This is a genomic window from Rhizobium leguminosarum, assembly GCF_019798305.1.
Taxonomy (GTDB): Bacteria; Pseudomonadota; Alphaproteobacteria; order Rhizobiales; family Rhizobiaceae; genus Rhizobium; species Rhizobium leguminosarum_U.
In genome coordinates this window covers 481,238-503,822 of the sequence record NZ_JAAXDD010000001.1, presented here as the reverse complement: position 1 = coordinate 503,822, position 22,585 = coordinate 481,238, and the positions used below count along the sequence as shown (strand labels likewise).

At 61.7% G+C, this 22,585-nt stretch carries 17 protein-coding genes and 1 pseudogene; 7 read left to right on the top strand and 11 right to left on the bottom strand.

Annotated features, from left to right (window positions below; translation table 11 throughout):
- Nucleotides 1-22 precede the first annotated feature (22 nt).
- From HFO99_RS02330 to HFO99_RS02300, 7 genes and pseudogenes are all read left to right on the top strand, one after another.
- Entirely contained in the window at nucleotides 23-859 is an 837-nt protein-coding gene (locus HFO99_RS02330) for a DUF6030 family protein (RefSeq protein WP_222358946.1), read from the top strand.
- Between the two features lie 201 nt (nucleotides 860-1,060).
- Complete coding sequence (locus HFO99_RS02325; RefSeq protein ID WP_222310552.1) at nucleotides 1,061-1,339, top strand: DUF1778 domain-containing protein; 279 nt, start codon at nucleotides 1,061-1,063, stop codon at nucleotides 1,337-1,339.
- Nucleotides 1,336-1,864 (top strand): annotated as a pseudogene (locus tag HFO99_RS02320) (GNAT family N-acetyltransferase). Before HFO99_RS02325 ends, HFO99_RS02320 begins: the two are co-directional and overlap by 4 nt.
- A gap of 371 nt (nucleotides 1,865-2,235) precedes the next feature.
- Nucleotides 2,236-3,882: an acetolactate synthase large subunit gene (locus tag HFO99_RS02315; protein ID WP_222358945.1), complete on the top strand. Its 1,647-nt coding sequence runs from the start codon at nucleotides 2,236-2,238 to the stop codon at nucleotides 3,880-3,882.
- Nucleotide 3,883: 1 nt separating this feature from the next.
- Nucleotides 3,884-5,275: an aldehyde dehydrogenase family protein gene (locus HFO99_RS02310; RefSeq protein ID WP_222358944.1), complete on the top strand. Its 1,392-nt coding sequence runs from the start codon at nucleotides 3,884-3,886 to the stop codon at nucleotides 5,273-5,275.
- A gap of 308 nt (nucleotides 5,276-5,583) precedes the next feature.
- Entirely contained in the window at nucleotides 5,584-6,708 is a 1,125-nt protein-coding gene (locus tag HFO99_RS02305) for an exonuclease SbcCD subunit D (protein WP_222358943.1), read from the top strand.
- Nucleotides 6,705-9,332: an AAA family ATPase gene (locus HFO99_RS02300; RefSeq protein WP_222358942.1), complete on the top strand. Its 2,628-nt coding sequence runs from the start codon at nucleotides 6,705-6,707 to the stop codon at nucleotides 9,330-9,332. The genes HFO99_RS02305 and HFO99_RS02300 overlap by 4 nt, the downstream gene beginning before the upstream one ends.
- A gap of 12 nt (nucleotides 9,333-9,344) precedes the next feature.
- Here HFO99_RS02300 and HFO99_RS02295 read toward each other — a convergent pair whose 3' ends face one another.
- The 11 genes from HFO99_RS02295 to HFO99_RS02245 all read right to left on the bottom strand — a co-directional run bounded on the left by HFO99_RS02295 (nucleotide 9,345) and on the right by HFO99_RS02245 (nucleotide 22,582).
- A complete protein-coding gene (locus HFO99_RS02295; RefSeq protein WP_222358941.1) occupies nucleotides 9,345-10,613 on the bottom strand; it encodes an MGH1-like glycoside hydrolase domain-containing protein in 1,269 nt (422 codons plus the stop codon).
- A gap of 19 nt (nucleotides 10,614-10,632) precedes the next feature.
- Complete coding sequence (locus tag HFO99_RS02290) at nucleotides 10,633-11,691, bottom strand: ABC transporter ATP-binding protein (RefSeq protein WP_222358939.1); 1,059 nt, start codon at nucleotides 11,689-11,691, stop codon at nucleotides 10,633-10,635.
- A gap of 13 nt (nucleotides 11,692-11,704) precedes the next feature.
- Nucleotides 11,705-12,562: a carbohydrate ABC transporter permease gene (locus HFO99_RS02285; protein ID WP_222358936.1), complete on the bottom strand. Its 858-nt coding sequence runs from the start codon at nucleotides 12,560-12,562 to the stop codon at nucleotides 11,705-11,707.
- The gene (locus HFO99_RS02280) at nucleotides 12,559-13,410 is read right to left on the bottom strand and encodes a carbohydrate ABC transporter permease (protein WP_222358934.1); all 852 of its coding nucleotides are present in this window, start codon (nucleotides 13,408-13,410) and stop codon (nucleotides 12,559-12,561) included. The genes HFO99_RS02285 and HFO99_RS02280 overlap by 4 nt, the downstream gene beginning before the upstream one ends.
- A gap of 72 nt (nucleotides 13,411-13,482) precedes the next feature.
- The gene (locus HFO99_RS02275) at nucleotides 13,483-14,757 is read right to left on the bottom strand and encodes an ABC transporter substrate-binding protein (RefSeq protein ID WP_222358932.1); all 1,275 of its coding nucleotides are present in this window, start codon (nucleotides 14,755-14,757) and stop codon (nucleotides 13,483-13,485) included.
- Nucleotides 14,758-14,799: 42 nt separating this feature from the next.
- A complete protein-coding gene (locus tag HFO99_RS02270; RefSeq protein WP_222358930.1) occupies nucleotides 14,800-15,810 on the bottom strand; it encodes a LacI family DNA-binding transcriptional regulator in 1,011 nt (336 codons plus the stop codon).
- A 135-nt stretch (nucleotides 15,811-15,945) separates the two neighbouring features.
- Complete coding sequence (locus HFO99_RS02265; protein ID WP_222358928.1) at nucleotides 15,946-16,986, bottom strand: glycerol-3-phosphate dehydrogenase; 1,041 nt, start codon at nucleotides 16,984-16,986, stop codon at nucleotides 15,946-15,948.
- Nucleotides 16,987-17,031: 45 nt separating this feature from the next.
- Nucleotides 17,032-19,080, bottom strand: a complete 2,049-nt coding sequence (locus HFO99_RS02260) for a bifunctional aldolase/short-chain dehydrogenase (RefSeq protein ID WP_222358926.1) — start codon at nucleotides 19,078-19,080, stop codon at nucleotides 17,032-17,034.
- A 70-nt stretch (nucleotides 19,081-19,150) separates the two neighbouring features.
- Nucleotides 19,151-20,215, bottom strand: a complete 1,065-nt coding sequence (locus HFO99_RS02255) for an ABC transporter ATP-binding protein (RefSeq protein WP_222358924.1) — start codon at nucleotides 20,213-20,215, stop codon at nucleotides 19,151-19,153.
- Between the two features lie 58 nt (nucleotides 20,216-20,273).
- Entirely contained in the window at nucleotides 20,274-20,999 is a 726-nt protein-coding gene (locus HFO99_RS02250; protein ID WP_222358922.1) for an SDR family oxidoreductase, read from the bottom strand.
- 83 nt (nucleotides 21,000-21,082) lie between these two features.
- The gene (locus tag HFO99_RS02245) at nucleotides 21,083-22,582 is read right to left on the bottom strand and encodes an ABC transporter substrate-binding protein (protein WP_222358920.1); all 1,500 of its coding nucleotides are present in this window, start codon (nucleotides 22,580-22,582) and stop codon (nucleotides 21,083-21,085) included.
- Between the last annotated feature and the right edge of the window lie 3 nt (nucleotides 22,583-22,585).

The window sequence follows — 22,585 nt, the reverse complement described above, 5'->3', positions numbered from 1 at the left end:
ACGTTGGCACCGGAATTTCCCAATGCCGAGGAACCGCTGGTCCCTCCTTTGGCCAGGGCTTTTGATATCAATTTTGCTTCTTGCAGGCATCGTTGTTTTTTACCATGAAATCCACGACCTCGAAGATCTCGGGCGCGTTGAAAATCGCGCTCTCGATAAGGCTGCACAATCATCTCGCATAGCCGCCCGCCCGGATCCGGCGGTTCCTTCTCCCCTCCCGTCGATGTCGATATCGCTGCAGCTGATCGAAGTCCCGAAGCTGCAGCTGGCAAGTCAGTTTATGCGGATGTGGCGCGTCTCGGGGCGGAATATGTGCGGCGCTCTTCGAGAGGCCGGCATCGAGATGAGCGAGTGGAAAGCCGCATCGATGCGCAATCGCAGCTATGAATGTTATTTTCAGCGGATCTACGAACGGGACGAGGTGCGTCCCATCAGTTCAACCTTCCTTAAGGTTCGTGGAGATGAAATGGGCAATATTCTTGAGATCCGCGCCAAGATCATTGGGCCGTCGACCGACGCCCAGGGGCGTCTCGCCCCGGCCGTCCTGCGCATTTTCGAGATCATTGTGAAGCAGGCGTGCTGGCATGATTTCGAGGATGCACTTGCGTCGATCCAAAACCTTCGAAACGTCGAATACGAACGATTTGGCTCCTATCTCAGCTTCACGCGCGAAGCCGGCAGCGAAAATATCTTCAATTTTGTTCTTGGTCTTAAGGCGACGTCAGGTTCGCAGGTGAGGACGAAGACGTATTTTTCGACTGAGCGCTGGCTAGCCGCAACAAATTCCCGCAATGTTCCTGCAAACCTCATCCTCACGGACCGCTTGGGCACGTCGAAATCAGCCAATTGCGCTCAATGACGTCGCAAGTACCAGTCACATCCAGGATCAAGCTGGAGCTTGTCTGAACATCGACGATATCAACGTTTTGAGTGATGAGCGTCACCACCTTCGAGTGTGAGACGTGAGACCGCCGTGTGATTTCGGCCCTGAATGCTGCGATCCAGGAATCCGCTTGTACACATACCATGTGTACACTATATTGAGACCAAGGAGATAATTATGGCGAGAACCGCGGACAGTAAAACCGAACGCTACCAGCTGCGCATCCCGCCAAAGCAGAAGGCAATGATCGCGCGCGCGGCTGCCCTCTCGAACAAGGATATGGCCGATTTCATTCTCGATAAGATCGTACCTGAAGCCGAAGCCGTCATCCAGGCTGCGGAAGTTGAGACCGTGTCGAGCCGCGATTTCATCCGCATCCTCGATCTGCTTGAACACCCGCCCAAACCGAACGCCAAACTACGCGCCGCGATCTCTGCTCTACCGGATGCCTTGTGACCCTTCCCGTCTGGCATGAAGAGCCGATCGCTAAGTCGCACGATCGGGCCGCATTCGATTGCGGTGATGCGGCAATGAACGAGTTCATTCGGCGCTTCGCTCGGCAGAGCCATGAGCAGAATGCGGCGAAGACCTTCTGCGCTATCGACAAGGCCCAACCTGATTGCATCCTCGGGTTCTACACAGTCGCCCCTTCGGCAGTTACGCATGAGGCCGTGCCTCCGAAGATGACGAGAGGCCTCGCGCGCCATGAAGTCGCAGGCTTCAAGCTCGCGCGCTTGGCAACCGACATAAAGGTGGCGGGAAAAGGTTTAGGCGGCCAGCTCATCGCTGCTGCGGCGCTCCGTTGCCTGCGGCTCGCCAGCGAGGGCGGCGGGATCCTGCTCATCATCGATGCCAAGAGCGAACGCGCCGCCCATTGGTATGCCGGCCTACGGCGCCGAACCGCTGCAAGGGAAACCGCTCACCCTCGTTATGCCGCTTGCCACCTTCGCCGTCGACTTCAAGGCCAAGGGGCTCTTGTAGCCGCTTTGCTGCCAAGCCATTGATTTCTCTCCGGCAAAATCCGGCGGAGCAGGGGCTTCCACTTAACACTACAGCACATCGGCGTTGAATGTTCGTTTTGGTAGGGACCACCGAAAAATATCTGCGTGCTGCCGGTGGGAGATGCCGGCATGACCTGCAACATCTCACATCATCAGTCAGAGCTGTTTGCCGGCAGAACTGCGGAGAGCTTTTTTGTTCCCGCCGCAAATCCTATCTGCAAATTCTCGGTCACCAGGATTGAGGGCAACCGCCGATGCCTTAGAATGCATGGACGAGTGCGAAAAAGAACATATCTTCGAGGGGGCCTTCCTTTCTTGAAGCCTCAAACCAAACAGCACGGGCACACATCCATGACCAAAGGCTCCGATCTTCTAGTGGCAGCGCTTGAGAACGAAGGTGTCGATCGCATCTTCGGCATTCCCGGCGAAGAGAATCTCGACGTTGTCGAATCCACCCGCAAGTCGTCGATTGAGCTCGTGCTCACCCGACACGAGCAGGCGGCGGCTTTCATGGCCGCGACCTATGGCCGCCTGACAGGAAAGCCCGGCGTCTGCCTGACGACGCTCGGGCCCGGCGCTCTGAACCTCTCGACGGGTGCCGCATACGCCCTGCTCGGCGCGATGCCGATGGTGATGATCACCGGTCAGAAAGGCATCCTCTCGTCCCGCCAGGCGCGGTTTCAGGTGGTCGACGTCGTTGCGTCGATGAAGCCGCTGACCAAGCTCGCAAGGCAAATCGTGTCGCCGCAGATGATCCCGACGATGGTCAGGGAGGCGTTCCGCATTGCGCAGGAGGAAAGGCCGGGGCCGGTGCATCTCGAGCTTCCGGAAGATATCGCGGCCGAAGAGTGCCAGGAGGTGGCGCTGATTGCGCCGCATCAGCTCGAACTGCCGACGGCAAGCGACGCGGCGCTTGACCGCGCCGCCGCCCTCATTGCCGCGGCCAAACGTCCACTCCTGATGTTCGGGGCTGCCGCCTCCCGTCCTCGCTCGACCTCCGACATCGCCCAATTCGTGATCCGCACGCGCATTCCGTTCTTCACGACCCAGATGGGCAAGGGAACGGTTCCAGGTGGAACCGAACTTTATATGGGCACCGCGGCGCTGTCGGAGCGGGATTATGTCCATGAGGCCATCGAACAGGCCGACCTCATCATCACGATCGGCCATGACACCATCGAGAAGCCACCGTTCATCATGGGCAAGGGCGGCCCGAAGGTTGTCCATGTCGGATATCAGCCGGCGACCGTCGAGCAGGTCTATTTCCCGCAATCCGAGGTCATCGGCGACATCGGCCCCTCGCTGAAGGCGCTGGCGGATCGCCTCGAGGGCAAGCTGCCGAATGCGCAGGCGCTTCTCCATCTCCGGGAGCGCATTCTCGAGCGCATCGCCGCGCGGGCAACAGAGGATCGTTTCACCCCACAGCGGCTGGTCCACGATATAAGAGAGGTGATGCCGCATGACGGCATCCTGGCGCTCGACAACGGCATGTACAAGATCTGGTTTGCCCGCAACTACCGGACCCGGATGGCGAACACGCTGCTGCTCGACAACGCCCTTGCAACGATGGGAGCCGGACCGCCATCGGCGATGGTTGCCTCGATGCTCTATCCCGAGCGACGGGTCATGGCGATCTGCGGTGACGGCGGCTTCATGATGAACTCCCAGGAACTCGAAACCGCCGTCCGGCTTAAACTCAACCTCGTCGTGCTCGTGATCGAGGACAATGCCTACGGCATGATCCGCTGGAAGCAGGCGGTGGACGAGTTCCCGGATTTCGGCATGACCTTCGGCAATCCCGACTTCGTGAAATATGTCGAATCCTATGGCGCCAGGGGAACCAGGGTCGACGATATTGGCCGGTTCAAACAGGTCCTCGAGGAGGCGTTCTCCGGAGGCGGGGTGCATCTGGTGAATGTGCCGGTGGACTACTCGGAAAATGAACGCGTGCTGGTGAAGGAGCTTCGCGGACGGCTCCCCGCGATATTGGAGGCCTGAGATGCAGTCTACCATGAAGGTCTATCAGGCGTTCGACCGCGAGCCGATTGCGGAGCTGCCGGCAGACGACGCGGCCGCACTCGAACGCAAGCTTCAGATCGCCGCCAACGCCTTCGCCGATCGCGACGGCTGGCTGCCCGCGCATCAGCGGATGGCAATCCTCAGAAAGGCGTCGGCGCTTTTGCAGGAGAACCGCGATCGTTTTGCGATGATGATCGCTCGTGAAGGCGGCAAGCCGCTGACGGATGCGATCATCGAGGTGACGCGTGGGATCGACGGCCTCCACAATGCGGCGGACGAACTGCGCAATTTCGGCGGCAAGGAAATCCCCATGGGGCTGACTGCGGCCAGCGCCAACCGATGGGCCTTCGCCACCAAGGAACCGATCGGCGTCGTGGCGGCGATCTCGGCCTTCAACCATCCGCTCAATCTCATCATCCACCAGATCGCGCCGGCGATCGCCGTTGGTTGCCCGGTGATCATCAAGCCGGCAGCGACGACGCCGATTTCCTGCATCGAGATCGTCAAGCTGTTCTGGGAGGCCGGTCTCGACGAACGCTGGTGCCAGACCCTCATCACCGAGGACAATGCGCTTGCCGAAGCCTTCGCAACCGATCGCCGTGTCGCGTTTCTGAGCTTCATCGGCTCGGCAAAGGTCGGCTGGTACCTCAAGGCCAAGCTGCCGCCGGGTACTCGATGCGCGCTTGAGCATGGTGGAGCAGCGCCCGTCATCGTCGACCGCAGCGCCAATGTCGATGCGATCGTCGGCACCATCGTCAAAGGTGGCTATTATCACGCCGGGCAGGTCTGCGTGTCGGCCCAGCGTCTCTTCGTGCACGAAGATATTCTGGCTTCCTTCACCGAGGCCCTCGCCGCCAGGGTGACAGCCCTGCATGTCGGTGATCCCAAGCTTGCGCAAACAGAAGTAGGTCCGCTCATCCTGCCACGCGAGGCAGACCGCGTTATGACCTGGATCAAGGAGGCGACGAACGCCGGAGCCAGGCAGATCGGAGGTGGGCGGATGTCCGAGACGACACTTCTGCCTTCGGTTCTGCTGGACCCGCCTGCTGAGGCGAAAGTGTCCATGCTCGAGGTCTTTGGACCGCTGACCTGCGTCTACGGCTACCGCGACCTCGACGAAGCGATCCGCATTGCCAACTCGCTGCCTTATGCCTTCCAGGCGAGCGTCTTTTCCGCCGACATAGCGGTTGCTCTCAGGGCGGCAAAACACTTGGATGCATCGGCCATTCTCGTCAACGACCACACCGCGTTCCGCACCGATTGGATGCCTTTCGCCGGACGCAGGCAGTCAGGATACGGGGTCGGCGGCATTCCCTGGACGATGGAAGAGATGGCCGACGACAAGATGGTGGTGTTCAACCAGGTGACTTAGGGGCAGCGATGATGGGACCAACTGTTCGATTTCCATCGGCAGGTAAAACCCTTGGATAATAGACGATGCCTTCGCCGACGTGGTCGGTCACCGCGTCTGCATAATTCTAGTACGGCGACGGGATGGGTGTCGTGCACCGCTCAAAATTAGACAAACATTGGATAACCGCTTGCTCGGCCAGGATGGACTTGCATCGCCCATAGCCGGGAGGCATGGTCTGCCTCGGAACAACGGAATCACAAAACTGCGCACGAGAGGTCTTTGGCCATGCTCGAAAGCTCGCAGCGCATCGCAAACATGGCTGATTAATGTTTTCCTTCCTGCACAGTTCGGACCTGCATATTGGCAAGCGATTTGGCAATCTTCCGGAGGATTTGAGAGGGCGCCTGCGCGAGGCGCGGCATGGCGTCATCGCCAGGCTTGCCGGTGCAGCACGAGAGCATGACGCTGGTGTCATCCTGCTCGCCGGCGACACCTTCGACACCGAGACGCCGACGCCTGCCGTGCTTCGGCAAGCGCTTGGCGAGATGGCCCGGAATGCGCCGCTACGCTGGGTCTTGCTTCCGGGCAATCACGACTCGCTTCTGGCCGATCAGCTCTGGAGTGCTGCGCGCGGCGTGGTGCCCGACAATGTCATCCTGGCGACGGAAGCGGAGCCTCTTGCGCTTCGACCTGATGTCATCCTGCTGCCGGCGCCTTGCACGACCAGGAGGCCGGGCCGCGACCTGACCGAATGGATGACGGGTGCCGCCACACCGGACGGCGCTATCCGCATCGGCCTCGCCCATGGCCCCATCCAGGAATTTTCGGAGGATGCCACGGCCACCAACGTGATTGCGCCGAACCGCGCGGCGCTGGCCGGCCTCGACTACATGGCGCTCGGCGATTGGCACGGATCGGTGGCGGTGGACGCCAGAACATATTATAGCGGCGCCCCCGAGCCGGACCGTTTCAAGCATGACCGACCGGGGCAGGCGATGGTCGTTTCCATTGCCGGGCAGGGGGCGATGCCGACGACGACGGCGGTGACGACCGCCAGTTTTTCCTGGCAGACGTTGCACCTTCCCCTGCTGGCATCGGAAGACGGAATTGAAGTGCTGAAGGCCGCGTTGCCGGAACCGTTCGCGCGGCGACAAACCCTGTTGCGCGTCGCGCTGTCCGGCCGTGCCCGGTTGAACGGGCGAACGGCAATGATCAGCCTGCTGGAGCAGGTCGCGCCGGAATTTGCGCATCTGGAGATCGATGCCGACCTTCTGGGGACCGACTGCGAGAGCGATGATCTCGAGACCATCGACCGAGCCGGTGCGCTCCGCGATGCTGCGGAATTGCTGCTTGCCGAAAGCCTCGACGAGGCCCGTTCCGGCGATGACAGGAACGTGGCGCGCCAAGCGTTGATCCGCCTGTTTTCCTATTGCGAGACGATCGATCGATGAAACTCACCGCCCTTCGCCTCCACAATGTCAAACGCTTCGCCGGCCGCGGAATATCAGTTGAAGGAATCACCGACGGCGTCAATGTGCTGAGCGCCGCCAACGAACATGGCAAATCAACCTGTTTCGAGGCGCTGCATGCCCTGTTCTTCCAGCCGCACAGCGGCAACCCAAAGAGCGTGCAGATGCTCCGCCCCTATAGCGGCGGCAATCCGATCGTCGAGGCCGATATCACGATCGAAGCCGGCCGCTACCGCCTGACCAAGCAGTTCCATAGCGGACGGCGCGCCAGCGTCACCGATCTCGGCAGCGGCCGGATCGTCGCCCAGGCCGACGAAGCCGAGGCTTTCATCGGCGATCTCATTTCCGGTGGAACCTCCGGCCCGGCAGGCCTGCTCTGGGTGCGCCAGGGCGTCACCGGCATCGAAAATCGCAGCAAGAGCGAGGAAGAAAACGACAAGCGGGTCCGCGAAAGCCTGCTGTCTTCGGTGCAGGGCGAGGTGGAGGCGCTGACGGGCGGACGGCGCATGTCGGCGGTGCTCGAAGCCTGCGAGGAAGAACTCAATCGCCTGGTTACCGCAACGCTGCGGCCGAAGGCAGGAGGCCGCTTTGCCGCCGCTATCGATGAGCGTGACCGGCTGCAGGAGGAGGAGGCGCGGCTGGCCAAGGAGGTGGAGATGCTGCACGGCGCACTCGACCGCCGCCGTTCGGTGCAGGCGAGACTCGGCGAACTGGAAAACCCTGATGAGGAGGCGGGCAGGAAGACCGCGATTGCCAATGCCGAGTCGGTGCTCCAAGCCGCTAAACTGCATGATAGGGAACTCAAAGCGCTCGATGCCGAGGCAGCCTTGGCCGCCAGCCGCCGCGATGAGGCGCATCAGGCATTCGACCGCTTCCATACGGCATTGAACCGTAGCGGCGAACTGGCGCGGCGTTTCGCCTTGGCGGAAAAGGAGCTTTCAAATGCAGCCGAGCGACGCACGGCATCGCTTGTTGAAAGCGAGGCTGCAACGACGGAGGTGCAGGCGGCCGAAGAGGAGGAGCGGTTGAACCGTGAACTGCTTGCGCGGCTGGAGGCAGCGCTACGTTCACGCCACGCCGCTGAGCGTCTGGCCGAGGTCCGTCTGCGTCTCGAACAGGCGGAAGCGGCGCGGCAGCAGATCGAGGACGGCGAGGCGGCGCATGCATTGCTCGCGATTCCGGCCGATGCCATCGAACGGCTTGAAGCACTCGACATCAAGATCGTCGGCTTGCGCGCTGCCGCCGAAGTCGGCCTTCCCACGCTCAGGATCGATTATCTGAAGGACGTCTCCGGATTGGTGAGCATGGACCGCCAGCCTTTGCATGGGGGCGAGGATAAGAGCTTTGCCGGAATGGCGAGGCTCGACATAGCAGGCGTCGGCACCCTGACCATCCATTCCAGCCGGCAGGCCGATCACGATGGGGCGCTCGAGACCGAGGAAGCCACGCGCCAAACATTGCTTGCCAAGCTCGGTGTCGACAGTCTGCGGACGGCGCGGCAGCGCGATATCGCGGCGCGAAACAAGCAGGAGGAACTGGTGCGGGCGCGCCAGCGGCTCGCCGATCTCGCCCCGAATGGCATCGACGCGCTTCACCTCGACGCCGCACGCTTTGCCGAACTCAGCCAGGGTCCGGTCGAACTCGATGCCAACCCGGAAGAGGTGCGTGCCGGTCTCGCGGATGCGACACGGCGCATCGAACTGGCGCGCAACCGGGCGCGGGAGGCGTCAATGATGCGCACGGAAGCCGGCGAGGCCACATTGCGCGCGCAGACCGAGCACGCCAGGCTTGGCCAGGAACTCGAGGCGATCGAAGCGGTTATCGGCCCCGAAGTCGGCCGAACTGAATTGCAGCGGGACCTTGTTCTCAAGCTTTCCAGCGCCAAAGAGCAGGTCGATGCTGTCGAACTCCGGGCCGCGCCTTTGCGCAGGACAGGGCGGGACCTGGCAGGCGCAGAGGCCGCCCTTGCCAGGGCGCGCTCGGTCGCCGACGCCGCGGGCCGCGAAATTGCCAGGCTTCGCGAGGAGCTTGCCGATCTCGGCGGTCAGATCCGCACCCGCTCGGACAATGCGCTGGAAGAAAACTGGTCGGAAACGCGGGATTTTCTGGCAGCCGCGCGTGAGCAGGTGAAGCGTTTCGAAACGGAGGTCGGCGTGCTCGATCGCCTGCGCAAGGCGCTGACGGCGACGCGGGCAGCGGCGCGCGACCTCTATCTCAAGCCGGTCATGAACGAACTCGCCCCGCTGCTCGGCCTGCTGTTCGACGACATCTCGATCACCTTCGACGGCGACACGCTGCTGCCGCAGATCGTGCGCCGCAACGGCCTGGACGAGGATGTCGACCGGCTGAGCGGCGGTATGCGGGAGCAGCTCTCGGTGCTGACCCGCCTCGCATTCGCAAGGCTGCTTGCCCGCGACGGCCGGCCGGCGCCGGTCATCCTCGACGATGCGCTTGTTTATTCCGACGACGACCGGATCGAGCGAATGTTCGATGCGCTGCACCGCCAATCGCGCGACCAGCAAATCCTCGTCTTCTCCTGTCGCCAGCGCGCCTTCGCCAAGCTGGGCGGCAATGTGCTCACCATGCAGCCATGGCAGCCGGATTAGAAGGTTCCACACTCAGGCGGAGACTGCTCCTCGCTCAAGCCATAGATAGGCGGCAGCCGTCCAGGAAAAGCCGAGGCCGCCGCAGCCTTGGCCGGTGACCGGGTCGAAATATTCGGCGAAACCTTCCGTCTCGATCGCCGCGATGGTGGATTTCCGCAGCTCTTCGGCCGCATCCGCATGGCCATTGCGCCTCAGTCCGTCGATCAGCAGCCAGTTGATGATCGCCCAGGCGGGGCCGCGCCAGTAGCGCTTCGGCTCCCAGCTGGCGATGCCGGGTTTGGTCGTGGGGAAGGCAACCTTGAGATCCTTGGACCAGGCCTTCATTTCCGAGACCAGGGCGTCGGCAACCTGCTTGTCGAGGTCCAGCGAGAGAAGGGGGATGAAGCCGGCTTGCGTGGCGGCCTCGACATCTTGGCCGGAGATCAGGTCGCGCGAGACGAAGCGGGCAAGCTCCGGCCGCCACTGGGCCATCATCGCCTTTCGCGTGCGGTTGTTGAAGGCAGCGATTTCGAGCGCGTCCTCGGTCCGGCCGAACAGGCAGGCAAGGTGCTCGAGGTCCTCGCCCGCCTTGAGCAGGATGGCGGTCGTCTGGATCTCGGCGACCTTGAACGGCGCCTTTTCCCATTGTTTCGCCGGATCCCAGCCGCAGGCGGCATAGGTATCGACGAGATGAATGAAGCGGCGATAATCCTCGTCGCGCGGACGCATGTCGGCATCGACATGGCCGGTATCCTTGCGCACCACAGGGGTATCGGTGGTGGTGGGTACACGAGCGAGCGCGATGTCCCAGGCGGGAGAATTGTCGCTGCCGCTTTCCCAGGGATGCAGGAGTGCTACGAGCCCCGTGCCTTCAGGGTCGCGGGCGGAATACCACCAGCGGTGCCATTTCAGCGCCGCCTCGTAAAGGGGCAAGGCGCGCGCCTCGCCGTCCTTGCCGGCGGCTTCGTGCAGCTTGCGTAGCGCGATCGCGAAGACCGGCGGCTGGGTTATGCCGGAGGTCGGGATCGTGTGCTTCGTGCGCCAGACGGTTGGTCCCGGGAAATAGGTTTCGCTCGGCGCGTGGAAGACGATATGCGGAATCATCCCGTCCGCCCACTGGCCCTCGACCAGCCGCTCCAGCTCGCGATAGGCGCGATCTGTATCGTAGAGTGCGAAGCCCATGGCGACGAAGGCGGAATCCCAGTTCCACTGGAAGGGGTAGAGCCTGTCGGTCGGCACGGTATAGCCGCCGCGATCGTTCGCAGCGAGGATGCGCTTCGCCTGGTCGATATTCATGTTCATTTCGGGTACTCCGGTATTCTTAGGCCAGGACGGGCGGAAAGGATTTGCCGCTTTCGGGCGAAAGCCAGGTGATGCGCTTCTGGTCGAGCTTCAGGCCGATCGTGTCGCCGCTCTTTACGGTTTCCGAGGCCGGCAGGATGACCCGCACCGGCTGGTCGTGGATCGATCCGGTCAAAAGCAGGTGCGAGCCCATCGGTTCGGCAACGCGCACCCGCATTTCGAGACCCTGCGGCAGCGGCGCGAGTTCGACCGCCTCGCCGCGCAGGCCGAGGATCACTTCATTGCCGGACCCCTGCGGCGCGGCAAGCTGCTCAGTGCCCGCCGCCACCAGGCTGTTCGTCACCGGCACTTTGATGAAGTTCATCGGCGGGTTGCCGATGAAGCCGCCGACGAAACGTGTCGCTGGGCGATTGTAGATCTCGACCGGATGGCCGACCTGCTCGACCACGCCGCCATGCATGACGGCGATGCGGTCGGACAGGCCCATCGCTTCCGTCTGATCGTGGGTGACGTAGATCGTCGTGGTCCCCGCAGATTGCAGCACGGTCTTGAGTTCGGTGCGCATTTCCAGGCGGAGCAGCGCGTCGAGGTTCGAAAGCGGCTCGTCCATCAGCAGCACCTTCGGTTCGACAGCAAGCGCGCGAGCGACCGCGACGCGCTGGCGCTGGCCGCCGGAGAGCTTGTTCGGGTATCGGTCGAGATATTGCTCGATATGCAGAAGGCCGGCGGCCTTCTCGACCTGTGCCTTCACCCTGGCGTCGTCGGCCTTCTGCATCCGCAGCCCGAAGGCGACGTTCTCGTAAACCGTCATATGCGGAAAGACGGCGTAGTTCTGGAAGACCATCGCAAGGCCGCGATCCCTAGGCGGCAGGCCGATTACCGACTTGTCGCCGATGCGGACGTCTCCTGATGTTGCCGTCTCGAGGCCGGCGATGATGCGCAGCAGCGTGGTCTTGCCGCAGCCGGACGGGCCGAGCAGAGAGACGAATTCGCCGTCGTTGATCGTCAGCGAGACCTCTTTCAGCGCCTGGAAGGCTCCGAAGCTCTTGCGGATGCGGTCGATGACAATATTGGCCATATCTCTGATCCTGTTATTTGGAGGAAATGCCCCAGATCGCGAAGAGGTAGCGCCTGACCGCGAAGATGAAGACAACCGAGGGAAGGATGAGCATCAGGCCCCCGGCAAAGCGGTAATGCATCGGGCTTTCCGAAAGCACGGTCAGCAGGTAGGCGGTCAGCGTGCGGTTGCGCACCGTCAGCACCGAGGCAGCAAAGACCTCGTTCCATGAGATGACGAAGGCAAAGATCGCGGTTGCGACGATGCCGGGAAGCGCCAAGGGTGCCACCACCTTGAAGAAGGCCTGGATGCGGGTGCAGCCGAACACCCAGGCGGCTTCCTCCAACTCCTTGGGCACGCCGAGGAAAATGCCCTGCGTAACGAGTGCCGCGAAAGGCAGCGCTAGGACCGTATGGATGAGGCCGACGCCGAGGATCGTGTCGTAGAGGCCGAGCCGGATGAAGGAGACCGTCAGCGGCAATGCCAGGATCGCCAGCGGAAAGGCGCGGGTCAGCAACACCAGGAGGCGGTAGCTGTCCTTGCCGCGGAAATCATAGCGGGCGAGCGCATAACCAGCCGGCGCGCCGAGCAGGATCGAAAGCGCCACCGTGATGCCGGCTGCCCCCAGCGAATTGAGGAAGGACTGAACGACGCCTTCGGTCTTCAGGAAGAGAATGAAGGGCTCCAGCGATATGCCAGTGGGAAGGCCGGTCTTCGGCCAGATATAGACGCCCTGGCGTCCGCCGAGGGCGCCGAGCGCGACGAGATAGATCGGCACCAGCACCCAGGCGCAAAGCGCGGCGATGCCGCTCCAGAGAAGCCAGCGGCGCGAGGAGACGAAGCCGGCGGCGTTGGGGGTGTCTGCGGTCGTGCTGATGGTATCCGTGGTCATGGCAGGCGCTCCGGATCGACCTTCAAGGCTTTGAGATAGATGAGCGTGGCGCCAAGCGAGATGATCATGATCAGCACCGCGTAGGCGGCGGCGACGCTGTAATTCTGGTTCTGGTTCTGCCAGGTGTAGGCCTCGCCGACGAGGACCGGGAAATTGCGCCCGCCGAGCGCATAGACCACCGCGAAGACCTCGAAGGCGAGCACGGTGCGCAAGATGAGCGCCGATTGCAGGGCGGGGCGGATCAGCGGCAGCGTGATGCGCCAGAAGCGCGTCCACGGACTAGCACCGAAGATTTCGGCAGCCTCCTTGAACTCCTTCGGCACCTGGTTCAGACCGGCGACGATGATGACCATGACGATGGCCGTGCCGCGCCAGATTTCGGCAACTGCAATCGCGATGAAGAGCGCAACCGGCGTCTGGTAGGAAAGCCAGCTTGCCTGCCTGCCGATGATGCCGAGGCCGAAGAGCAGCGAATTCAGATAGCCGGTATTTTGCAGGATCGACAACCAGACGAGACCGGCGGCAAGGTCGGAAATGCCGAGCGGGATTGTCCAGATCCACAGAATCGTCTCCCGCCCGCGGCCGACCTTGGCGACCATCGTGCCCATGGCCAGCGCCAAGGCGATCTGCACCGGCACGACCGCGATCGTCAGCAGGAAGGTGTTCTTCACCGAGCGGGTGAAATTGATGTCGGTTACCATGCGCTCGGCATTGGCGAGCGATGGCGCGCCATTATCCGAAACCGCCAGCCAGATCGTCTGCACCAGCGGCACGACGAAGAGCAGCGCCAGAAAGGCGACGGATGGCAGGATCAGCAGATAGGGGATCCAGGGTCGGCTATTGGTCATCGGCTCCCGCCTCGACGAGCAGAGGGTTGAAAGAGCGCCCGGGCATTTCGCCCGGACGCTTCGTAGGCGGATTTATTCGACCGGGCAGGGGCCATCGCTCTTGGCATCCGGCGCCCAGCAGGCAGCCTTCGTGTCGGTCATCAGCTTGGCCATAGTCGCGCCCTGGGTCTTCAGCACGTCTGCAATGGGCTCGTTCTGCAGCACGATGCGCTGGAAACTGTCCATGTAGACCTTGTTAAACTCGCCGCCCTTGTCGCCGAGGCCGACCGGCAGTAGCGAGATGACCGCGTCCTTGGACGCCTGGGTGGCGGTGACGGCACCGGCGAGCAGGGCGACGCCGGCATCGAGATCCGGCGGCAGCTTGATGTTCAGCGTCGGGAAGAAGCCGACCTTGGAGGCAGTCAGGAGCTGCGTCTCCGGCATGGAAAGGTGCTCGATGACCTTTTCGGCGCCGGCCTTGTCGGGTGCACCCTTCGGAATGGCGAGACCGGCAACGACCGGCATATAGCCGCGGCCCTTCGGACCCGCAGGCGCTGGGAAGACGACATAATCATCCGGTGCGGCGGAAATGGCATTCTTCAGGCGGGCGATATGGTCCCAGGCGACCATGACTTCGCCGGCAGCCAACGGCTCCTGCATGAAGTCATAGCTGGTCGAGTTCGGCGTGACATAGGCCCATAGCGCCTTCAGCTTCACCCAGCCGGCGGCCGCATCGGCACTCTGGAAAGTACGCACGACGCCGCCGGTGAAGGACGGATAGAAATAGCCCTGGAAGTAACGCGCCATCAGCCCCTTCGGTCCGGCCGGGAAACCGATCTGCGGTTGGCCTGTGGCGTCCTGCATATTCTTGCCCCACTCGATCAGCTGATCGTAGTTCAGCGCGTTCACGTCGGCGCCGGCCGGCAGGTATTGCAGCGCTTCCTTCTTGGCAGCCATCACATAGGTCGCCTGCATCCACGGGATGTACTGCTGGGTCGACTTGCCAAGCTTGCCGAGGTCGAGCAGCGACTGCGGCATGCCGCTCGCTGCCAGCTTCTTGGCAAGGTCATCGAGCGGCTCAAGCGTGTCCTTGTCGGCAAGCGGCGAAAGCTCGCCATGCAGCGCGCCGACGAGGCTGACTGTGCGCTTGCCGGCCTGACGCTCGGCTTCCATGCGGACGGCAAACTGCGGCGGCTCCTCGACCACGTAGTCAACCGAGCCGACGTCCTTCAGGAGTTCCTCGCGGACGACGGTCGCTTCCTCGATCGGACGAAGCTGGGTGGACACGAAAACGGTCTGGGCAAGCACCGGCGAGGCGAAGGCCAGCACAGTGGAAGCCAGAATTCCAAATGACATGATATGTTTCATCTTCTCCTCCTTCATTGTTCTTTATTTGAGATGCACTTCTGTCTATGCCGCCTTGGCGGGACGGCGATGGCTGTCGCGATCGACGAATTCGATCGCGTGAAGCTCCTGGAGTTCTTCGGCGGGTTCGCCGCCAATGGCGCGGAGCAGCAGCGAGGCGAAGCTCGCGCCGAGGTGTTCGCCGGTCATGCGCATGGTCGAGAGCGGCGGGCTGGTGAAGGCGCCCATCGGCAGGTCGTCATGGCCGACGATGCTGATCTGGTTGCCCCCATCGACCTCGCGCAGCGCGCGGAGTGCCCCGATCGCCATTTCGTCGGTGGCGCAGACGAGTGCGGTCGGACGCGACGGTTGGCGCAGAAGTTCGAGTGCTGCGAGATAACCGCCCTGTTCCAGCGGCGCGCCCTCGGCGCAGAGGTCGGTCGCAAGGCCACATTCCTCCATCGCCGCCCGCCAGCCGCGGCAGCGGTCATGTGCGAAGTAATACTCCTGCGGGCCGGCGACATGGCCGATGCGGCGATGGCCGGCTGCATGGAAGCGCAGCGTCGCAGCCCGGAAGCCGGCAAAACCGTCGCCGTCGATATAGGGATGGGGCAGCAGGCTTTCCGTGCGGCCGTTGGTGACGAAGGGAATGCCACGCGACTGCAGGAATTCGACGCGCTCGTCCTTCCGCTTGGTGCGGACGAGAAGCATGGCGTCGACGCGGCGGCCATCGACGAAGCGGCGGCAGATGTCGAGTTCGCTCTCGCCGCGCGGCACCGGCGCAATCACCAGATTGAGGCCGGCGGCGGCAAGATGTTCGGCACAGCCGGACAGCATATCGAGGAAATGCGGAGGGCCGATATGGCCAGGATCGCTCGGCAGCGTGACGGCGACCAGTTCGGCGCGCTGTCTGCGCAGACGGCGGGCCGAAGCATTCGGCCGGTAGCCGACCTTGTCGGCAGCCTCACGAACCCGCTCGCGCGTGGCGGCCGATACATCGGCATAACCGTCGAGCGCACGCGACACCGTCGTGATCGACAGTCCCAGCGATTGCGCGAGCTGTTTGAGATTGGCCAAGATCTTCCTCCCGAATTAAGAAAAAAGATTCTCCAAAACGTTTTGGGAGTCAAGCCAGGACGTTTTGGTTCGATAAGGGGGTCAGGAAATGTGGGATTATTTCGAGCTAGGTCCGGGAGTAGGTTTCGGGCCTGGTTACCGCACAATTAAACTTGCGAAGTCCAGTACAAACGGCCTGTGCCTGATAAGCGATTCCATAATGGCGAAAGTGAGCGGAAAATAGTCGGCACTATCCATCGTATTTGCAGCATTGCTCAAAACCATCGTTGCCAGGGCACGGGCAGTGTCCACGCCTTCCACCGTTTCGCCTGCCAGTTCGCTGGACATGAGATCCGTGAAGTTTTGGTTGCGGCCCAGACCGTGGCCAAGCCGGCTGTTGCGCCCGCCGCCCACGGTGACATGGAGATCGCCCAGTCCGGCAAGGCCGAACGCAGTGGCGGGATGTCCACCCAGCCTTTCGCAGAGTCTCGCCATCTCAAGTGTTGCCTGGGTGAAAGCGGCCGCCGTTGGATTTTTCGATTGTCCATCCCTGCGTTTTTTGTCGGGATATCGTGTCTGCATGGCGCTGACGCCAATCGCAAAGAAGTTTTTGAGGGCGGCGCAGGCTTCGACGCCAGTGTCGTCGGTGGTAACCGACAGCCGATAATAGTCGGTCCGCATGAAACTCGCGAAACGTTCGGCAATCTGCAGGTCCTTGCAGGCATAAATGCTGGCCGTCGGCTGGCGGTTAGCCAGTTCACGCGCAATGCAAGGACCGCCGATCCCGATGAAGGCATGCATCTGGCGCAATTGAGGGGGAAGCGTTTCGGCATAGGTCGCCAACCCCTCGCCCCGGACAGCGAGCCCCTTGGTCACGAACGCCACCGGCAGGCGATTGACCATCAGATTGTTCAGGACATCGACTGCCCATCCTATGCCCGGGCTGCTAACACCCACAATGACAATGTCCGCACCCTCCAGATGCTCCGATCCCAGATCATCAATCGAGATCGCCGTGACAAGGCGTGAACAGGGCTCGTCAAGCTTCGGATGGCTACCACCGCGACGGTGCATTTCGGCGATAACTTTGCGGTCCAGCGGCGTGCCGACAAGCAGGACGTTATGGCCGTTATCCGTTGCCGGCACTGTCAGCGCTGTTCCCATCACACCGGCACCGAGAATTACTATTTTCGCCACGATCCTGATCCTTTGGCTGTCTTCAACACTGAGCGGAAGCCCAATTTACCGCATCATGGCAGCGACATTGCCGCCATCGACGGTGATCACCGCGCCAGTGCTGGTGCGTGCCTTGGCAAGATGAATGAAGGCCGCTGCAACGTCCGCACCGGTCACTTCGCGGCCGACAAGATTGCCGCGCATATAGGCCTCCGGCGTCAGGCCACGCGCCCGGCTTCTCTCGACCACCATCTGATCCGTCATCAGGCCGGTGCGTATCCGGTCGGCGTTGACCGCGTTCGCCGTGATGCCGGAGGGGCCATGCTCAATGGCATATTGCCGCATCAGTGCCATCAACGCGGCCTTCGATGTGCCGTAAGGTCCGAAATCGGCTCCGGGATTCACGGCCTGTTTGGACACGTTGAAAACGATGGCGCCACCGCTTCTCTGCTCTTCCATCACTCGGACAACCGCCCGCGCGACATAGTGGTGGCTCCAGAAGTTGAGATCGAACGCCTTCCTGAAAACATCCTCCGATACCTCAAGCAGACGTCCTTGGAAGGCAGCGCCTGCATTGGAGATCAGAATGTCCACACCCCCGAAATGCTGCACCACCCTGGCGATGGCCGCGTCCACCTGGGCGGGATCGGTGACGTCGCAGGCGACACCGATCCCGCCCAGCCTTTTTGCCTCGCGTGTCACACGGTCTTCGGCAATGTCGACCAACGCCACCTCCGCGCCTTCGGCACGCAGAGCTTCGGCGATCGCCAGGCCGAGCCCGCCGCCAGCACCCGTGACGATTGCCACGTGGCGCGTCAGCGGCTTTTCCACCTGCTTGGTGAGTTTGACCTGTTCCAAGGACCAATATTCGATATCGAAGAGGTCCGCTTCCGGGAGAGCCTCGAACGACGAAATTCCTTCTGCACTGGTGATGACCGCGATCGTCGCTTCGGCCACATCAGCGCCGACAAGCGCATTCTTCCGTGTGGCCCCTGCTGCAAACAGTCCGACGCCCGCCACATAGAAGACGCGGGGCATCGGATCCAGCATGGTCTTGCCGCCGCCAGCGCGATCGTTGTTGCGCTGGAAATACGCCCTGTAGTCCTCCTGATAAGCCTCTACGGCAGCCCGCACCGTGTCACCCCATTCGGCAATGCGTCCGGCCTCCGGCGCCGGCAGAGCGATGCCGAAGCGCTTGATGTGAATGACATGCTCCGGGGTGGCATTGCCGCGCTGCACTAGGCTCTCGACCATCTCTGCATTACAGAAATCGAGGATTTTTTCACTGCTGCGGTGTTCGAGAATGAGGCGTTTTGGCGCACCCTCTATCCCAGTATCGATGGCAATGGCACCCCTCAGGATTGGCGCGATGTCCTTTGCTGCCGCGATATCCTGCGGAATGGCGACCGAGACGAAAGGCTTCGCGCGGCCGCGCGCCAGACGCCGTTCGGCCTGATCGATCTTGGCGATCATATCCTCATAGGCTTCACGCGGATCATCCGACCACGTGAAAATCCCATGTTTCAGCAGGATCATGCCGTCGCCCGTGGGATTGGCGCGAAACGCCGCATCGCAGGCCTTCGCCAGGACGAACCCGGGCATCACATAGGGGACGATAATCGAATTGGGAAACAACTCCCGCACAAGGTCCTCACCATGCGGCTGGTTGGTCAGAGAGACGATTGCATTGGCATGCGTGTGATCGATGTGCCTGAAGGGCAGGATCGCATGCAGGATCGCTTCTACCGATGGATTCGGCGCATTCGGGTCCATGAGCAGCCGTCGCTGCAGCATCACCATCTCGTCGTCGGTCAGTGCGTCGTAGCCGACCATCGCCTTCAGCGGGTCGAGCCGTACGGCCGGCAGCCCCTGAGGCTCGATTGTGCCCATGTCCCAGCCGCTGCCCTTGACACAGAGAACATCCACCGACGACCCATCGCGATCGATAAACGCGGTCTTGACAGAAGTATTGCCACCGCCGTGCAGAACCAGTTCCGGATCCTGGCCGAGAAGACGTGTCGTATATGTCCTGATCGCCAGATCGCGATTGATGCCCTTGGCCTCGTAGGCATTGAGCAAGGAGGCAAGTTCGCCATCGTTCCATCTTGATTTCATCGGTATCACCTTTCATCCCCGCGTCCTTCTGGAGCGGGTCAAAGTATGTTGACTGAGCCGCACTGACGGGTCAGATGCGATCTTCCGTTGCCGCGTCGAAAACGTGGACTTTCTCCGAAGCGATCGAGAAACGGACTTCGGCCCCCTCGTCAAATCGTGCCGACTTGTCGACAATGGCGAGAAACTGGCCTTCCGGTCCTTGGCAGCAAAGCTGCGCTTCGTGTCCCATGCGCTCAATCAGCAGGGATCGCGCCGCAACAGAGCCATTCGGGTCGACCAAGACATCGGTCGGGCGGATGCCGCAAATCACCTTTTGCCCCACAGATACCTTGAGCGCCGGGTCGAGACGAATGAGGCCGGCACTGGTTTGAGCCGCCGGTATGCCCTGATCGGCGACAACCACGCCGCCGAGGAAATTGATCGCCGACGAGCCGATGAAGTCGGCGACATATTTGCTCGCCGGCCGGTCGTAGACATCGTCAGGCGTGCCGATCTGCTCGATCTTGCCCGCGCGCATGACGACTATCTTGTCGGCCATGGTCATCGCTTCGATCTGGTCATGGGTAACGTAAATCGTCGTCGTCTTCAGGCGATTGTGCAACTGGCGGATTTCGGTGCGCATATGGGCGCGCAACTTGGCATCGAGATTGGAAAGCGGTTCGTCGAAAAGAAACACTGCCGCTTCACGCACCATGGCGCGCCCCATCGCAACACGCTGGCGCTGGCCGCCGGAAAGCTCCTTCGGGTAGCGCTGCAGATAAGGCGTGAGATTGAGAATCTCTGCAGCGTGTTCCACCCGCCTCTTGATTTCGGCGGGCGGCAACCTGGCCACCTCCAGGCTGAAGGCGATATTTTCATAGACCTTCATTGTCGGGTAAAGTGCATAATTCTGGAACACCATGGCGATATCGCGGTCGCGCGGATGCACGTCGTTGACGCGGCGTCCCGAGATCATAAGGTCGCCGGCAGTCACGCTCTCGAGCCCAGCCGTCATGCGCAAAAGGGTCGTCTTGCCACAGCCTGACGGCCCCAACAGAACGACAAACTCATGGTCCTCGATCAGGAAGGAAATGTCGCGCATGATGGTGAAGGCGCCGAAGGCCTTACCGATATGCTTGTATTCAACGGTTGCCATTGCAGATTCCACTCTCTGTTTTATATCGGCCGCGCATGTGGGCTATGCACATCCGCGCTCAGTATTTCTGCCGGGTCGGCGTGATGACGATTTCCTGCACGATCGCCTCTTGCGGAAGCTGATAGGCGTTCAAGATCAGGTCGGCGACGATGTCAGCGGCAATCCCGCCGCCGATCGCGGCCTTGTTGGCCTTGTAGTTGGCGAGGGTCGCCGGATCCTTCACGTGATCCAACACCTCGGTTTCGACGATACCCGGCGACAAGACGATGACCCGCACATCATGCGGAGCAAGATATTCGCGCAGGCTCTCGGAAATCGCGTGGACGAAAAACTTGGTGCCGCAATAAACGGTGTGGTCCGGATAGGTCTTGCGACCGGCAATCGAGCTCATCATCATCAAGGTCCCCGATCGGCGCGCTATCATGCCGTTCAACACCGCATGGACGCTGTTCATCACGCCCTTGGTATTGATGTCGATCATCTCGTCCCATTCCACCGGCGGCTGTGTCGCAATATCCCCCAGCCGGGCGATACCTGCATTGGCAAACATCATGCCGACCGGCCCGAACCGGGCCTCGGCCTCAGCAACGGCCTCAATGATCGCCGCGCGGTCGCGAACATCGACCTTTTTCAAGACGACTTCAGGGAGATCGAGCGCCTCCAGCCGGTCCAGCCGGCGCGCCATCAAAAGAAGCGGATGACCGGCTGCGGAAAAGGCGCGCGCGGTAGCTTCGCCGATACCGGAACTGGCGCCGGTGATCGCAATCAGGGATTTTCTGGTCATTCCTAAAACTCCAAAATGCACAGGTCCGGCGGTCCTCGCGACGACGATCGTGGCAGACGCCACGATCGTCGTCGCGCGGTCAATCAGCCCTTGAGTACCTCGCCCACCTGCTTGGCGATGTCATCAAGTGCTTCCTTGGGAGAACCGTAGCTGCCTGCGAAATACTTGCCCAACGACACCGGTATCGTGTCGCTCGACAGCTGCGCCCATTCCGGTAGATCCGGCTCGGAGCCCATGTGTTTCGCAATGGTTTCGCGAACGACCGGCAGGTGCCGCGTGGTGCCGGCCCCGACACGGGCCTGCGCCAGCACGCGCGGATCATCGTAGACGCTGGCGCGCGTCGGACCCGTGCCGCCGCCGAGCGTTGTGATCAGGGCTTGGGTATCGGCGCAGGTCGCCCATTGCATGAAGATCCAGGCAGCATCCGGGCTCTTCGAGTAGCGGGAAACCGCTAGCGATGAACCGCCTTGGTGACCGACCCCGGGGATTTCGCCATAACCGGTTTCCTTCACGGTGCGAAGCGACGTGGCCCGCGGCGGGACGGCGACTTCGCAAAGGCCGGAGACCTTCGCCTGAGTCGGATCGTCGAAGTACGGGAAGAACTCGCCCCAAGACAGCATGGACGCAGCAACACCCTGCGCCACCGACTGCCCCTGGCCATCCCAGGTCCAGCCGTCGACACCCGGAGGCATCGTCGCCTTGAGTTTCGTCCAGTATTCCAGCGCTGCAACACCCTTCTCATCATTGCCGGTAAACGTGCCATCCGGTCCAAAGATGGAGCCGCCATGCCCCCACAGCCATGCCGTCCAGTCGCATTCCAGGCTGTAATGCCCGGACTTCATCTGGCCGGTCGTGCCGTAGACATTCGGCCCCTTCTCATCAGTGATGATCTTGGAGTTGGTGTAGAGCTCCTCAATCGTTTCCGGTGCCTTGAGGTTGAGCTTGTCGTAGATGTCCTTGCGGTAGATCATGATGAAGATCGGGATATCGTAGGGCACACCGACCCATCGATCCTCGTATTTGGCGATGCCATCGACCAGGGCGGGCAGGAAGTCGTCGAGATTGTAGTTCGGCATGGCAAGGTCAGCCTTGGCCGAATATTGTTCGCGCGGATCGAAGACATCTTGGCTGAAGCTCGCCGCCCAGCTTTGATCGATGTAGTAGAGATCGTAGGTTCCCAGATTGGACGCCACGTCGAGCGTGAGCTTCTGCAGCACCTGCTCAAGCGGAAGCACCTCGATCTCGACCTTGATGCCGGTGGCTTCCTCGAAATACTTCTTCAGCTGGCCGTTGATGGCGTTCGATGGCGGGGTTGATTCCGTCGCAAGCTTCAATGTCGTCCCGGCAAAAGGCTTGCCGACATCCGCGAGCCATTTTAGGATTTCAGGGTTGGGGGTCAGTTCCTCGGCTGCCCTGGCGCTGGAAAACGCACCAAACGGACGATTGCCGAAACCCATCCCGAGCGCACCTGCCCCAAGGCCAAGCTTTCCAGCGGCTCGCAGGAACTCCCGGCGCCCCAATTGACCCCGGACGAACTTGTCCGTGATCGACGCGAGGTAATGTTTTCTCACACTGTCTTTCATCAA

Bases quoted from the DNA above. Each gene is read 5' to 3' on its own strand.
- HFO99_RS02285 (WP_222358936.1), bottom strand. From the start codon at position 12,562: ATGACCACGGATACCATCAGCACGACCGCAGACACCCCCAACGCCGCC.
- HFO99_RS02255 (WP_222358924.1), bottom strand. From the start codon at position 20,215: ATGGCAACCGTTGAATACAAGCATATCGGTAAGGCCTTCGGCGCCTTC.
- HFO99_RS02315 (WP_222358945.1), top strand. From the start codon at position 2,236: ATGACCAAAGGCTCCGATCTTCTAGTGGCAGCGCTTGAGAACGAAGGT.
- HFO99_RS02290 (WP_222358939.1), bottom strand. From the start codon at position 11,691: ATGGCCAATATTGTCATCGACCGCATCCGCAAGAGCTTCGGAGCCTTC.
- HFO99_RS02280 (WP_222358934.1), bottom strand. From the start codon at position 13,410: ATGACCAATAGCCGACCCTGGATCCCCTATCTGCTGATCCTGCCATCC.
- HFO99_RS02260 (WP_222358926.1), bottom strand. From the start codon at position 19,080: ATGAAATCAAGATGGAACGATGGCGAACTTGCCTCCTTGCTCAATGCC.
- HFO99_RS02310 (WP_222358944.1), top strand. From the start codon at position 3,884: ATGCAGTCTACCATGAAGGTCTATCAGGCGTTCGACCGCGAGCCGATT.
- HFO99_RS02330 (WP_222358946.1), top strand. From the start codon at position 23: ATGCCGAGGAACCGCTGGTCCCTCCTTTGGCCAGGGCTTTTGATATCA.
- HFO99_RS02295 (WP_222358941.1), bottom strand. From the start codon at position 10,613: ATGAACATGAATATCGACCAGGCGAAGCGCATCCTCGCTGCGAACGAT.
- HFO99_RS02245 (WP_222358920.1), bottom strand. From the start codon at position 22,582: ATGAAAGACAGTGTGAGAAAACATTACCTCGCGTCGATCACGGACAAG.
- HFO99_RS02250 (WP_222358922.1), bottom strand. From the start codon at position 20,999: ATGACCAGAAAATCCCTGATTGCGATCACCGGCGCCAGTTCCGGTATC.
- HFO99_RS02305 (WP_222358943.1), top strand. From the start codon at position 5,584: ATGTTTTCCTTCCTGCACAGTTCGGACCTGCATATTGGCAAGCGATTT.
- HFO99_RS02325 (WP_222310552.1), top strand. From the start codon at position 1,061: ATGGCGAGAACCGCGGACAGTAAAACCGAACGCTACCAGCTGCGCATC.
- HFO99_RS02300 (WP_222358942.1), top strand. From the start codon at position 6,705: ATGAAACTCACCGCCCTTCGCCTCCACAATGTCAAACGCTTCGCCGGC.
- HFO99_RS02275 (WP_222358932.1), bottom strand. From the start codon at position 14,757: ATGAAACATATCATGTCATTTGGAATTCTGGCTTCCACTGTGCTGGCC.